Source organism: Halomonas sp. TG39a (assembly GCF_000744395.1).
Classification (GTDB): Bacteria; Pseudomonadota; Gammaproteobacteria; order Pseudomonadales; family Halomonadaceae; genus Vreelandella; species Vreelandella ventosae_B.
On the sequence record NZ_JQLV01000001.1, the window covers coordinates 3,031,563 to 3,045,105 of the forward strand.

General features: G+C 59.1%; 10 protein-coding genes. 2 read left to right on the forward strand and 8 right to left on the reverse strand.

Annotated features, from left to right (window positions below; translation table 11 throughout):
- Positions 1–8: 8 nt before the first annotated feature.
- Positions 9–1,199: a formaldehyde dehydrogenase, glutathione-independent gene (fdhA, locus tag U738_RS13520; protein ID WP_035581404.1), complete on the reverse strand. Its 1,191-nt coding sequence runs from the start codon at positions 1,197–1,199 to the stop codon at positions 9–11.
- Positions 1,200–1,443: 244 nt separating this feature from the next.
- On the opposite strand from fdhA, the gene U738_RS13525 reads away from it, so the two are divergent.
- Positions 1,444–3,024, forward strand: coding sequence for a BCCT family transporter (locus tag U738_RS13525; RefSeq protein WP_022521473.1), 1,581 nt, complete (start codon positions 1,444–1,446; stop codon positions 3,022–3,024).
- Between the two features lie 66 nt (positions 3,025–3,090).
- Entirely contained in the window at positions 3,091–3,978 is an 888-nt protein-coding gene (locus U738_RS13530; protein WP_035581405.1) for a DMT family transporter, read from the forward strand.
- Between the two features lie 61 nt (positions 3,979–4,039).
- Here the strand turns inward: U738_RS13530 and etfB are convergent, their stop codons facing one another.
- From etfB to U738_RS13565, 7 genes are all read right to left on the reverse strand, one after another.
- The gene (etfB, locus tag U738_RS13535; protein WP_035581407.1) at positions 4,040–4,882 is read right to left on the reverse strand and encodes an electron transfer flavoprotein subunit beta; all 843 of its coding nucleotides are present in this window, start codon (positions 4,880–4,882) and stop codon (positions 4,040–4,042) included.
- Entirely contained in the window at positions 4,872–6,176 is a 1,305-nt protein-coding gene (gene etfA, locus U738_RS13540) for an electron transfer flavoprotein subunit alpha (protein ID WP_035581409.1), read from the reverse strand. Before etfA ends, etfB begins: the two co-directional genes overlap by 11 nt.
- Entirely contained in the window at positions 6,173–8,191 is a 2,019-nt protein-coding gene (locus U738_RS13545) for a (Fe-S)-binding protein (protein ID WP_035581411.1), read from the reverse strand. Before U738_RS13545 ends, etfA begins: the two co-directional genes overlap by 4 nt.
- 83 nt (positions 8,192–8,274) lie before the next feature.
- Complete coding sequence (dgcA, locus tag U738_RS13550; RefSeq protein WP_035581413.1) at positions 8,275–10,359, reverse strand: dimethylglycine demethylation protein DgcA; 2,085 nt, start codon at positions 10,357–10,359, stop codon at positions 8,275–8,277.
- Positions 10,360–10,383: 24 nt separating this feature from the next.
- On the reverse strand, positions 10,384–10,929 hold the full coding sequence (locus U738_RS13555; RefSeq protein ID WP_035581415.1) for a DUF5943 domain-containing protein: 546 nt from the start codon (positions 10,927–10,929) through the stop codon (positions 10,384–10,386).
- A gap of 229 nt (positions 10,930–11,158) precedes the next feature.
- Positions 11,159–12,136: a dipeptidase gene (locus tag U738_RS13560; RefSeq protein WP_035581416.1), complete on the reverse strand. Its 978-nt coding sequence runs from the start codon at positions 12,134–12,136 to the stop codon at positions 11,159–11,161.
- A 235-nt stretch (positions 12,137–12,371) separates the two neighbouring features.
- Complete coding sequence (locus tag U738_RS13565) at positions 12,372–13,514, reverse strand: GlxA family transcriptional regulator (protein ID WP_035581418.1); 1,143 nt, start codon at positions 13,512–13,514, stop codon at positions 12,372–12,374.
- Positions 13,515–13,543: the final 29 nt, after the last annotated feature.

Consider the following 13,543-nt stretch of genomic DNA (forward strand, 5'->3'; position numbering starts at 1 on the left):
ATAAGTTATTAAGCCACGCTGCCATGGGGGTCAATAACGAATTTCTTGGCAGCGCCGCCATCGAAGTCGGCATAGCCCTGGGGTGCCTGATCCAGAGTGATCATCTGGACATTCACCGCATCGGCAATATTGACCTTGCCAAACAGAATAGCCTGCATTAGTGGTCGATGGTACTTCATCACCGGGCACTGTCCAGTATGGAAGCTGTGGGACTTGGCCCAACCAAGCCCAAAGCGCATGCTCAGAGCACCCTGTTTGGCGGCCTCGTCCTCCGCACCCGGGTCCTCGGTCACATAGAGGCCTGGAATACCGATCTGCCCACCCGCGCGGGTCAACGACATCGCCGAGTTGAGCACTGTGGCGGGCGCTTCTTTGCCGTGATTGCAGCCACAGGCGTGGGCCTCAAAACCAACACAGTCGACAAAGGCATCGACCTCACGCTCGCCGAGGATCACCTCGATCTTGTCGGCCATGTCGCCATCCTGGGTCAGGTCGATGGTTTCGCAGCCAAAGCTGCGGGCCTGGGCCAGGCGCTCTTCGATCATATCACCAACGATCACGCAGGCCGCACCCAGCAGCTGAGCGGAAACTGCAGCGGCCAGCCCCACTGGCCCAGCACCAGCGATATAGACGGTGCTGCCGGGGCCGACACCGGCGGTCACACAGCCGTGGAAGCCGGTGGGGAAAATATCGGAGAGCAGGGTCAGATCTTTGATCTTCTCCATGGCCTGATCGGCATCCGGGAACTTCAGCAGGTTAAAGTCCGCATAGGGAACCATGACATATTCAGTCTGGCCGCCGACCCAGCCGCCCATATCCACGTAGCCATAGGCGGCGCCAGGGCGAGATGGATTGACGTTGAGGCAGATACCGGTGCGGCCTTCCTTGCAGTTGCGGCAGCGGCCGCAGGCAATATTGAACGGCACTGAGACTAAATCGCCTGGTTGGATAAATTCCACGTCGCGACCGCATTCGACAACAAGACCTGTGATCTCGTGACCCAGAACCAAACCCGAAGGCGCGGTGGTGCGCCCTCGCACCATATGCTGGTCGCTGCCGCAAATATTGGTAGTAACCACTTTAAGGATGACGCCGTGGTCGCACTTGCGGTTACCGATAGCGAGTTCGGGATAGGCAATGGTTTCGACGGCGACTTCACCCGGCCCTTTGTAGACGACGCCGCGGTTGGCTGCATTCATGGCTGGCTCCTGCTGTTTATTGTTGTGTTCGTAATGGTTGATTGCGCTATCCCACCCTAGCCCCTCCGCGCCTTAGGACTTACCCGAATAAGGCACTCACATATCTATTCAAGACATCCTAGCCAAGACGAATAGCTAGAGGTCGCTTTCACGACACTCCTCCTTTCAAACAGGCCCAACAATTCATGGCGTCGGCGATGATGACGCATACCCGACGCCTAACAAGAGCCACCAAGGAAACCCGATGAAGAACAACGACGACCCGGTTCTGTCGCCCGGACAGGACAATACACAGATCTTGGGGTTGGACTTTCATAACCCCGTCTTTCCGCTTTCTGCTCTAGCCATCCTACTGTTTATTATCTACGCGCTGGTCTATCCAGATGCTGCTAATACTCACTTAGGGCTTGCCAAGAACTGGTCGATTGAACACTTCGACTGGCTGTTTATGATTGCTGGCAATATTTTTGTGGTGTTTTGTCTTGTGCTGATCTGCTTGCCACTCGGGCGGATTCGTCTAGGCGGCAAGGATGCAAAACCGGAATACTCACGCACCTCCTGGTTCGCCATGCTGTTTGCGGCGGGCATGGGGATCGGCCTGATGTTCTGGAGCGTTGCTGAACCAGTAGCCTATTATACCGACTGGTATGGAACCCCCTTGAATACACCAGCGGGAACGCCGGAGGGCGCCAGCGCCGCCATGGGGGCAACCATGTTCCACTGGGGACTGCACCCCTGGGCCATTTATGGCGTGGTGGCACTCTCACTCGCTTTCTTTGCTTATAACAAAGGCCTGCCACTGACGCTTCGCTCCGCCTTTTACCCGATCCTTGGCGAGCGAACCCGCGGCTGGGCAGGCCATATCATCGATATTCTTGCCGTGCTGGCCACCATCTTTGGCCTGGCCACCTCGCTAGGCTTCGGCGCTACCCAAGCAGCTGGAGGCCTCGCCTATTTGTTCGACATTCCCAATACCATCGGCACACAGCTGGCGATCATCCTAGTGGTCACGGTGATCGCGCTGTTCTCGGTATGGCGGGGAATCGACGGTGGCGTTAAGTTGTTCTCGAATATCAACATGGTCATTGCGGCGGCGCTGCTGCTGTTTGTGGTTATAGCGGGGCCTACCTTGATGATTCTGACAGGCATTGGCACCACGGCGCTGGACTACGTGGGCCACCTTCTGCCGCTGTCGAACTGGATTGGCCGCGAGGACGATACCTGGTACCACGGCTGGACGATCTTTTACTGGGCGTGGTGGATCTCCTGGTCTCCGTTTGTCGGCATGTTCATTGCCCGCGTATCCCGGGGGCGCACGGTTCGTGAGTTTCTTATCGCCGTACTGCTGGTACCAACGCTGGTCACACTGGTCTGGATGAGCGCCTTTGGCGGCACGGCGCTTTATCAAGCTGAAAATGGCGTGGGTGAACTGGCCAACGGCATTAGCGATGTCTCTCTGGCCATGTTCCATATGCTGGAGCAGCTGCCCCTGACCAGCATCACGTCAACGCTGGCGATTATTCTGGTGCTGGTGTTCTTCATTACCTCATCAGACTCAGGCTCGCTGGTCATCGACAATATCACCGCAGGCGGCAAAACCGATGCGCCCAAGGGCCAACGGGTATTCTGGGCCGCACTGGAAGGTGTGATTGCCGGTGCGCTGCTCTATGGTGGGGGAAATACCGCCCTCAGCGCACTTCAGGCGGGCGCGGTGGCCACGGGGCTCCCCTTTACGCTGGTTCTCTTGCTGATGTGCTTTAGTCTCTATATGGGGCTTCACAAGGAGTGGCGTGAACTTAACGCGGTGCCAAAAACCGCTAGTTAATCATCTCTAAACCGCCCGCCTACTCCGCGGGCGGTTTTCTTCTTCTGCCGATCGAGAGGCAAGACGATGCAGGTAAGTTCTTACCAGCGCGGTCTACTCACGGTGGTCTTGGGCGTGGTGTTTCTCAGCTTCGACGGTTTGCTGATACGCCTTGCACACACCAACGGCTGGACCATCGTATTCTGGCGCGGTTTGTTGATGTTCTGCGTGCTGGGGCTTTTATGCTGGGCTGGCAAGCGGCTAACAACGCTGAGAAGCAACCCGTTCTCTTCACTGGCCTCGGCGCTGCTGTTGGGTCTGATATCTAGCCTGTTTGTGCTGGCGGTCATGAACGCCAATGTGGCCAATGTGGTGGTGATCCTGAGTACCGCGCCGCTGTTTGCTGCGCTGTTTTCACGGGTTTTCCTGGGTGAAAAAGTCGCGCTGCGAACACTGGTGGCCATTGCTGTCTGTATGCTGGGCATGGGTCTGGTGTTCATGGGCGAGGGGGCCATGGGGATGCTGGTAGGTAATCTTTATGCCTTGTCGGCCGCGGCAGCTATCGGCGGCAACCTGACCCTGCTGCGCCGCTATCCAGCGATTGATCCTATGACGGTGATTGCCGGTGGTGGGTTGCTCTCGGCGGCGGTTGCCCTGCCCATGGCCTCGCCGCTGGATCTGGATGCCCAGCGTTATGGCGTACTGACGCTGATGGGGCTGGTGCAGATGCCCTTGGCCACGGTGCTGATCAACAGCGCCACCCGCTACCTGTCGTCGACGGAAGTGGCGCTGTTTTATTTGGTCGAAACCGCATTGGGCACGCTGTGGGTATGGTGGTTGTTAGCGGAGACACCCACGACCTCGACGCTACTCGGTGGTGGTGTGGTTATCCTGATACTGGTAGTGCATGCATGGATAGGCTTGCGTCTGGAAAGGCAGCGTCTGCGGCTTTATCCGGGTTTTATCGGCCAATAGAAAAGCCCGCCTTAAAAAAGCGGGCTTGAGTGATGATTAGCGGCGTGATGCGCAGGCTAGTTCAGCGCAGCACATCCTCCTCCTTGAGCAGCTTGTAGATCGCCTCGGCGCCCTGTTCGGGGGACACATCGGTGAGCACCTGCCCGCCTTTGCCCTCCGACTTCGAAGCTGCCGCCTTGAATCGATCTCTGGCCGACGCAGCTTTAACGATTTTCAGACGCTTGGGCCGTTTACGTGCAGGGGCCAGATGCCACTGGGCCAGCTCGCAGTCGGCTTCAGGGGTAGTGGGCGTGATCGCAAAGGTGGCTCGACGCGCCGGGCCGAAGGCGCTCTGGCGCGCCACCGGCGCTGCTTCATCCACGCTGATGATGGCGGGCAAGCGCACCTTGAGACGGCGACGCTGGCCCCTTGGCAACGCCTGAAGCAGCGTTACCACGCCATTTTCCACCTTTTCTACCGACGCCAAACTATTAACCAATGGCCAGCCGAGATGTTCTGCCAACGCATAGGGCAAAAGCCCAGAGCCTTCACCGCGCTCTGCGCGGGCGCCGGTGATCACTAGCTGAGGCGAGGTTGCGGCCAGGTGTTTCGCCAGAGCAGGAATGGCGTCACTGCCCTCGGGCTGCTCTAGCAGGGTCATGGACTCAAGCCCCATGCCGACGCCTGTGGCCATACCTAAGTAGCCGCGCAGAGCTGCTTCGCTGCTATCGTCCTGGGAACCCGCGTGGAGCATGCTGATCCGGGTGCCCGGCAGCTCGGCCTCTATGGCCAGCGCAAGCTCCAGGCCCCGGGCATCCTGCTCTGCGCGCCTCGCACGGCCGGTGGTAGGGTGACGGCCGATGGAGACCAGCACCGCCACGTCGATTCCCTGTTGTTGTTGCTTCTGGTGTAGATCAGGCTGCATCGCGCTGCCCTCCCCGCTGCTGTTCCACCATGGCCACTAGCGCGGCCAGAATTTGCGTGCTGTCGCCAATTACCGCCAGGTCGGCGCGCTTGATGATGTCGCACCCCGGATCGAGATTGATCGCCACCACCTTGTCGCAGCGCTGAATGCCCTGCAGGTGCTGGATAGCGCCTGAAATACCCACCGCCATATAAACTCGGGCGGTTACCCAGGTGCCGGTCGCGCCCACCTGACGATCGCGGGCCATAAAGCCGTCGTCCACCGCGACACGCGAGGCCCCTTCGGTAGCGCCGAGGACTTTCGCGGCATGGTGGAAGGCGTCCCACTGCTTGACGCCGTTGCCACCGGAGAGGATGAACTCAGCCTCGGCCAGCGCCACGCCGGCGGGATCCACCGCCACCTGCCCCAGATCTTCAATACGCGATAGAGTGGTGGGAATTGACGCTGCCAGGGTCAGGTGCTCGGCCACATGCCGCGTCTCGTCCACCGGTTCGGCGCACTCGGCCAGCGCCAGGGCAACCCGCGGAAGAGGGCGCTGGATATCCAGGCTCCCAGCGGCACCACGGGCAGTACAGCGCCAACCCAAAGAGGCCTCATTATCAGCTTCCACCTGCCACACCCCCGTGGCAGCGCGCTCACCCAGGCGCAAGGCAAGCCGCCGCCCCAGATCGGCTCCGCCCAGGGGTGAGTCCGGCAGCAGCCAGAAGCGCGGCGTCATCTCCCGTTCGACGGCGCTTAAAGCCGCCAAACGCGCTTCAGGCGCAAACCCCGCGTAAAACTCATCATCAAGATGCACGACGCGATCGATACCGGCTTCGCCCAGCGCCCGCTCCTTAAGCTCGCCGCCCCCCTCGCCCTTATACTCACCAAACAGGATCGCCACCACGGCGCCGGGCTGTTCGCCGTCGGCATCCGCCACACGTCGGGCCAGGCCCAGCAGGTCCTTGTCGTGACCTGAGAGACGCCCGCCGGTCAGGTCGGGCACCACGGCCACCAGGAAGGCGGGCTGATCAATGGTCACCGTGCGGCGGCTATCGCGGGCCGCCGTGGTGGTCGCGGTGGCCTGCCCCCCTTGCTGGAGACCACTACGATCAATCCGTTTGACGCCATTGGGGCCGATAAAGCCGATGGCACGAGGATCCTTGCGCACCACGCCGCTGGGGCCCATCCATTCGCTGACCGCTCCGCCGCCCCTGTTTACACCCAGGGCGGCCAGCACCGCGGCGTTGTCGGGGTGCAGACGGTTTCGGGCGATCCACTCACGACGTGGGTCGCGGCGAATAATCTCACTCATACGATCACCTCTTCAGCAGTCGTCGATGCAGTGGTTCGGCGGGATGCACCGGACACATCGTCAGCGGAACGCCCTACCAGGGCATCGGCCACCAGTTCGGCGATATCGCGCACTTCGGCGCTGGCATCCACCACGCCTTCCAGCATGGCGGTGCATTGCGGGCAGCCCACTGCGACTAGCTCGGCGCCGGTCTCCTTGACGTCATTCATACGCATATCGGGAATCCGCCGTTCACCGGGAATATCGGTAATCGGTGCCCCGCCACCGCCGCCGCAGCAGCGCGAGCGGTAACCGGAGCGTTCCATCTCCTTGACCTCGATGCCCAGCGCCTTAAGCACGTTACGTGGTGCCTCGTATTCACCGTTATAGCGCCCCAGGTAACACGGGTCGTGATAGGTGACGCTGCCACCTTTCCAGGGGGCAAAGGTCAACCGGCCTGCTTCAAACAGTTCGGCGATGAAGGTGCTGTGGTGACGCACCTTGTAGTTGGCATTAAAATCGGGACCGCCCAGCTCACCGTACTCGTTGCCCAGTACATGAAAGCTGTGCGGGTCGCAGGTCACGATCTGCAAGAACTGATACTGGGACAGGGTGGCAATATTGCGTTTCGCCAGGGATTGGAACGTCGCCTCATCGCCCAGACGCCGAGCCACGTCGCCGCTATCGCGCTCTTCAGTGCCCAATACCGCGAAATCGACTTCAGCAGCGCGGAGTACTTTGACCAGTGCGCGCAAGGTGCGCTGGTTGCGCATATCAAAAGCGCCATCCCCCAGCCACAACAGCACATCGACCTGCTTAAGATCCGCCATGAGCGGTAGGTTAAGATCCGCCGCCCAGTTGAGCCGCGAGCCAGGATCGAAACCGCCTGGATTGTCGGTGGCGATCAAATTGTCGAGCACCTCGGCGCCTTTATTGGGCGTTTTGCCACGCTCCAGGGTCAGGTAGCGGCGCATATCGACAATCGCATCCACGTGCTCGATCATCATCGGGCACTCTTCCACGCAGGCCCGGCAGGTCGTACAGGACCATAGGGTATCGGCGTCGACCAACGCTTTTCCTTCCAGCGCCACGATGGGCCCATGGGGCGTTCCCGCGTGCTCGCCTACCGGCTTGCCTGGGTAGGGTGAACCGGCATAGCCCGCATCGCTGCCCCCCGCCATGCCCACCACCATGTCCTGGATCAGCTTCTTGGGGTTGAGCGGCTGACCGGCGGCAAACGCCGGGCATACTGCCTCGCAGCGACCACACTGTACGCAGGCATCGAAGCCCAACAGCTGGTTCCAGGTAAAGTCGGCAGGCTTTTCTACCCCGAGGGGCGCCGCTTCATCCTCAAGGTTTAGCGCCTTGAGGCCCGTTGAGCGACCAGCGCCGCCTTTTTTCGTGGAGAAGCGCTCGGCGCGGCGATGGAAGGCCAGATGTAAGGCACCGGCGAAGGCGTGCTTCATGGGCCCGCCCCAGGTCATGCCAAAAAACATTTCCCCCAGGCCCCAGGCCACGACGCCCGCTAATACCAGCGCCAGCAACCAGCTACTGCCCCCTTCAAGCAAACCTTCGGGCAGCAGACCTACTGTGGGCAGCGTGATCAGGAAGACGCCTATCGAAAACGCCATCAGACTCTTGGGCAGGCGCATCCAGGGGCCTTTGGAGAGCCGAGCTGGGGGGTTAAGCCGCCGCCGCGCCACGAAGAGGCTACCGACGAACATGGAGGCGCTCGCCAGTAGCAGTAATCCGCCTAGCAATGGGTTGGCGATCCCCAAACCGTGCACCAGGATCATCAGCACGGCAGCGGCCACGAAGCCACCGGCGGTGGCCACGTGGGTGTTGGAGATCATTTTGTCACGCCCCACTACATGGTGCAGATCTACCAAATAGCGGCGCGGCAGGGCCACCAACCCCTTGAACAGGTTCACCCGCGATGGGCGCCCCTGACGCCAGAGGCGAATACGGCGAACGGCGCCGATCGCCGCCAGGGCCAAAGCGGTGAAAATCAGTATCGGCAAGAGCGTTTCGAGCATGGTGCTCACCTCATCTTTGGTGCCATTGGCTTTGGCGGCGGGGCTGCTCTAGCGCCCCGCATTATTGTTGGCTTTTGCCTAAGTCAAAAGTCCTTGCAGATTCGCAGGGCGTCGTAGATAGCCGCATGGGTGTTTCGCGGCGCCGTGCAGTCACCCAGGCGGAAGAGCAAGAAGCCATCCCCTTCCTTGCCTCTCTCATCAACCAGGCAAGGCTGCGGTTTGATGGCATAGAGTGCCTCCAAGTCGACCTGCCCTTTGTTGCGGGACTGCTCTTTGAGGGCGTAGTAGAGCGCTTCATCAGGGCGTACGCCGTTCTCGACCACTACCTGATCCACCACGCGCTCTTCCAAAGCACCGGTGTACTCATTTTCGAGCACCGCCACCAGGCCATCGCCCTCGCGGTAAACCTTATGCAGCATCAGGTCGGAGGACATGATCACCTCCTTCTCGTAGAGGCTGCGGTAGTAGGTGGGGAAGGTGGTACCGCCCACCGCCGCGCCGGGCTTTATATCGTCGGTGACGATCTCCACCTTGGCGCCCTTGTCGGCGAGGAAATCTGCTGCAGAGACGCCGGAGAATTCGCAGATGGCGTCATAAATCAGTACGTTTTTACCGGGTGCCACTTTTCCAGAAAGAATATCCCAGGTGCTGACCACCAGGCTCTCCTCAGCACTCTCCGAGTAGCCCCACTCGGGGTGCTGGCTCAGGAAGGGCTGGCCTCCGGTGGCGAGCACTACGATATCCGGGCGCAGGTCGAGCAGTGTTTCTTCATCGGCGCGGGTACCCAGACGCAAATCGACTTTAAGACGCGCCAGCTCCAGCTGAAACCAGCGGGTGATACCGGCGATTTGGTCGCGCTGGGGTGCCTGAGCGGCAATCGTGATCTGCCCACCCAAGGCGTCAGCGGCCTCAAACAGAGTGACATCGTGGCCGCGCTCAGCGGCTACCCGCGCTGCCTCCATACCGCCGGGGCCACCGCCTACTACGACGACTTTGCGCTTAGCGCCTTCGGTTTTTTCAATGATATGCGGCAGCCCCATGTACTCCCGGGATGTCGCGGCGTTTTGAATGCACAGCACGTCGAGGCCCTGGTACTGGCGGTCGATGCAGTAGTTAGCGCCCACGCACTGCTTGATCTGATCGATCTGGCCCATCTTGATCTTGGCGATCAGGTGGGGGTCGGCAATATGTGCCCGGGTCATGCCCACCAGGTCTACGTAGCCCCCTTCGAGAATACGCTGAGCCTGATTGGGATCCTTAATGTTCTGGGCGTGGATCACCGGCACGTTCACCACTTCCTTGATCCCCGCCGCCAGGTGTAAGAACGGCTCCGGCGGGTAGGACATATTAGGAATAACGTTGGCCAGGGTGTTGTGAGTGTCGCAGCCAGAACCGATAACGCCGAAGAAATCCACCATACCGGTGGCATCGTAGTAGGCGGCGATCTGCTTCATATCGTCGTGAGAAAGACCGTCCGGGTGGAACTCGTCGCCGCAAATGCGCATGCCAACACAGAAGTCGTCGCCCACTTCAGCACGCACGGCTTTAAGTACTTCCATGCCGAAGCGCATACGGTTCTCGAAGCTACCGCCCCACTCGTCCTCACGCTTGTTGACCCGTGGGCTCCAGAACTGATCGATCAAATGCTGGTGCACGGCGGAGAGTTCAACGCCGTCGAGGCCCCCTTCCTTGGCTCGGCGCGCGGCCTGGGCAAAGTCACCAACAATACGCCAGATCTCTTCTTCCTCAATGGTCTTACAGGTAGAGCGGTGCACCGGCTCGCGGATACCGGAGGGTGATACCAGGGTCGACCAGTCGAAACCGTCCCACCGGGAGCGCCGCCCCATATGGGTAATCTGGATCATGATCTTGCCACCATGCTTATGCACGGCATCGGCCAAATTCTGGAAGTGCGGAATAATACGATCGGTGGAAAGGTTTACCGAGCTCCACCAGCCCTGAGGGCTATCGATGGACACCACCGATGAGCCACCGCAAATACATAGACCACAACCACCTTTGGCCTTCTCCTCGTAGTACCTGACGTAGCGCTCAGTGGTCATACCGCCGTCGGTGGCATGCACCTCTGCGTGAGCGGTACTGACCACACGGTTGCGGATGGTCAGCTTACCGATCTCGATCGGCTCGAAAATTGCGTCGAATGCCATGATGATCTCTCCTCATTCCCCAGGCTAGCGGAGCTCGTCGGTTAGCGGCTTGACGGCGAAAATGCCTACATCACAGCCGGGCTCGGCGGCACTCTGGGTCTGCTCAGCAACGGTACGCAGTGAACTTCCGCGGGCAGCGAGGATTTGATCCATGGCACCGGCGAACCAACCGGTGAACATGTACTCTTCCTTGTTGCCGGTTTTGCCAAGCTGGTAAACAAAAGCGCTGTGCTCAAGTCGTACTTGAGCAGTACCCGAGTCGAGATCGATCTGTTCAGTAATGAATAGCCCCCAACCGCGCTGGGAAAGGCGGGTCATGTAGTGCTCAAATACCGCCTCTCCGCTAATGTCGTGTAGTTCGGCCTCTTTCTCACACCAGTGCCAGGCGCTCTTGTAACCTGCGTGATAAAGAATTTCGGCATACTTCTCAGCACCTAGCGCCTCTTCTACGGCTACGTGATTATTGATAAAGAAGTGCCGTGGCACATAGAGCATAGGCAGCGCATCGGTCGTCCAGACGCCTGTTTCGCTATCCACTTCGATGGGCAGTGCGGGGGCCAGTTTGGTCACGGTTGTATTCCTCAAATCTTGATTGTTATGGAGTAGCTAAGCAGCCGTTCTGCAAGGGGAGCGGCACCGGGGATAGGCCGTAGAGGGGGTCTTTTGCCACGGATGGCAAAAGTAGCGTCCAGGGAGGGATTCACAGCGCCCCCTCGTAGGCCTATCGCCGGTAAAGCCGCGTGTTAGGGCACTACTGCGGTTTTACCTTTGGCGCCCGTCCCTCGCTATGTCGGCACCCTCAGGCGCCCCACACGTCCTTGAGCACGCGCATCCAGTTCTCGCCCATGATCTTGCGCACCTGGGTCTCACTTAAGCCGCGCTTGAGGAGTGCCTCGGTGAGATTGGGGAACTCCCCAATGGTGCGGATTCCTTTGGGATTGATGATCTTGCCAAAGTCGGTGAGGCGACGGGCGTAGCCCTTGTCATGGGTCAACCACTCGAAAAACTCTTGACCATGCCCTTGGGTGAAATCGGTACCGATGCCGATAGCGTCCTCACCGACGATATTCATGACGTACTCGATCGCCTCGCAGTAGTCTTCGATGGTTGAGTCGATGCCCTTTTTGAGGAACGGCGCAAACATGGTGACACCAACAAAACCGCCGTGGTCGGCAATGAACTTGAGCTCTTGATCGGATTTGTTGCGCGGGTGTTCTTTAAGGCCAGAGGGCAGGCAGTGGGAGTAACAGACCGGCTTTTTAGACTCGAGGATGACCTCTTCAGAAGTCTTGGCACCGACGTGAGAGAGGTCGCACATGATGCCCACGCGGTTCATCTCGGCGACAATTTCGCGACCAAAACCGGAGAGGCCGCCGTCACGCTCGTAGCAGCCGGTCCCCACCAGATTCTGGGTGTTGTAGCACATCTGTACGATACCCACGCCCAGCTGTTTGAAGATCTCGACATAGCCGATCTGATCCTCGAAGGCATGGGCATTCTGGAAGCCGAAGATAATGCCGGTCTTGCCCTCTTCTTTTGCGCGAGTGATGTCAGCAGTCGTCCGTACCGGGCGCACCAGGTCGCTACACTCCGCCATCAGCTGGTTGGACTTGACGATATTATCGACCGTGGCCTGAAAACCTTCCCACACAGAGACAGTGCAGTTGGCCGCGGTAAGGCCGCCGCGCCGCATGTCCTCTAGCAGTTCACGGTTCCATTTGGCGATGATCAGCCCATCTATAACGATGGCATCATTGTGTAGTTCAGAGGGGGTCATGGCTAAGCTCCAACATTAGTTAATGTAGCGAGCATAGCGCTGACGTTAGGTTGGACTGCTCTTGGAAACGACGGTGGAAATTCCAAAAGCGTCATTGTGCCGTGGATACGACAACAACCCGCCCTCGTTCACTTATTGTCAGTTGGCCAACAGGGAAATTGGCAATCACGGTCATAAAAAAACGTGCGGCTCGAAGCGAGATAGCACGTTATACGCATTGATTGAGCAGCAGGTATCAGTTCAGCAGCAACACGCTGGCAAAGGTCGGTTCTCCCTGTGCATTGGCAAGTGCCTGCTGAGCGCCTGAGGAGGGCTCACGAGCAGTAGATGCGTTCCCCCATTGCCTGAGCAAAGGTGGCGACTTCGGGTTATTGCCTTGACGCTCAACGCCACCCAGGCGCTCATTTCTCGGCGGCACACCAAAGTATTCGCGGTAACACTTAGAAAAATGAGGCGTAGAAACAAAGCCACAAACAGAGGCAATCTCGATAATCGATAAAGGGGTTTGCTTGAGCAATTGACGCGCGCGCACCAGGCGCAACTTGAGATAATAGCGAGACGGTGAACAAAGTAGGTAACGTTGAAATAACCGCTCTAACTGGCGTCGCGAAACATCCACATACCGTGCCAGTTCATCGAGTTCGATCGGCTCCTCAAGATTGGACTCCATCAATGCCACAATCTCCAGCAGCTTGGGCTGGGTAGTACCTAGCACGTGTTTGAGCGGCACACGCTGCTGATCCTGCTCGTTACGCACGCGCTCGTAGATAAACATCTCGGAGATGCCTGCCGAAAGCTCGCGCCCATAGTCGTGGGCAATCAGATTGAGCATCATATCCAGCGGTGCGGTGCCACCAGAGGCGGTGAATCGATCACGGTCGATAGAGAATAGATGCGGCGTCAGAATGACGTTGGGGAAAGCCTCCTGCATAGCGGCCAAGCACTCCCAGTGTACGCTGGTTTCATAGTGGTCAAGCAGCCCCGCCTGCCCCAGCGCCCAACTGCCGGTACACACCGACCCTAAACGCCTTAACTGGCGCGACTGGGACTGCAGCCAACGCACGTGCTCGCGGGTGACACTGTGATGTGGGCCTACCCCGCCGCAAACGACCACCCACTCAAGCGATAGCGGGGTATGCATAGAGGCATCAGGCGTCACCTGTAGCCCATCACTAGCGCGTACCGGCAAGCCATCTTGAGTCAGGGTATACCAACGATACAGCTCGCGGCCGGACAGTTGATTGGCCATCCGCAACGGCTCTATCGCGGAGGCCAGGGAGATCAACGTAAAATTATCTAACAGTAGAAAGCCCAGGGTTTGCGGTTCACCCGCACGGCTAGTATCTGCCGCCGGGTCTTTGGCTTGATTTGATGTCATGGTTTTACCCTCCGTCACCTGTCAATCAT

What these genes read in the sequence shown, in the direction of transcription:
- fdhA (WP_035581404.1), bottom strand. Translation starts at nt 1,199, where the DNA reads ATGAATGCAGCCAACCGCGGCGTCGTCTACAAAGGGCCGGGTGAAGTC.
- U738_RS13525 (WP_022521473.1), top strand. Translation starts at nt 1,444, where the DNA reads ATGAAGAACAACGACGACCCGGTTCTGTCGCCCGGACAGGACAATACA.
- U738_RS13530 (WP_035581405.1), top strand. Translation starts at nt 3,091, where the DNA reads ATGCAGGTAAGTTCTTACCAGCGCGGTCTACTCACGGTGGTCTTGGGC.
- etfB (WP_035581407.1), bottom strand. Translation starts at nt 4,882, where the DNA reads ATGCAGCCTGATCTACACCAGAAGCAACAACAACAGGGAATCGACGTG.
- etfA (WP_035581409.1), bottom strand. Translation starts at nt 6,176, where the DNA reads ATGAGTGAGATTATTCGCCGCGACCCACGTCGTGAGTGGATCGCCCGA.
- U738_RS13545 (WP_035581411.1), bottom strand. Translation starts at nt 8,191, where the DNA reads ATGCTCGAAACGCTCTTGCCGATACTGATTTTCACCGCTTTGGCCCTG.
- dgcA (WP_035581413.1), bottom strand. Translation starts at nt 10,359, where the DNA reads ATGGCATTCGACGCAATTTTCGAGCCGATCGAGATCGGTAAGCTGACC.
- U738_RS13560 (WP_035581416.1), bottom strand. Translation starts at nt 12,136, where the DNA reads ATGACCCCCTCTGAACTACACAATGATGCCATCGTTATAGATGGGCTG.
- U738_RS13565 (WP_035581418.1), bottom strand. Translation starts at nt 13,514, where the DNA reads ATGACATCAAATCAAGCCAAAGACCCGGCGGCAGATACTAGCCGTGCG.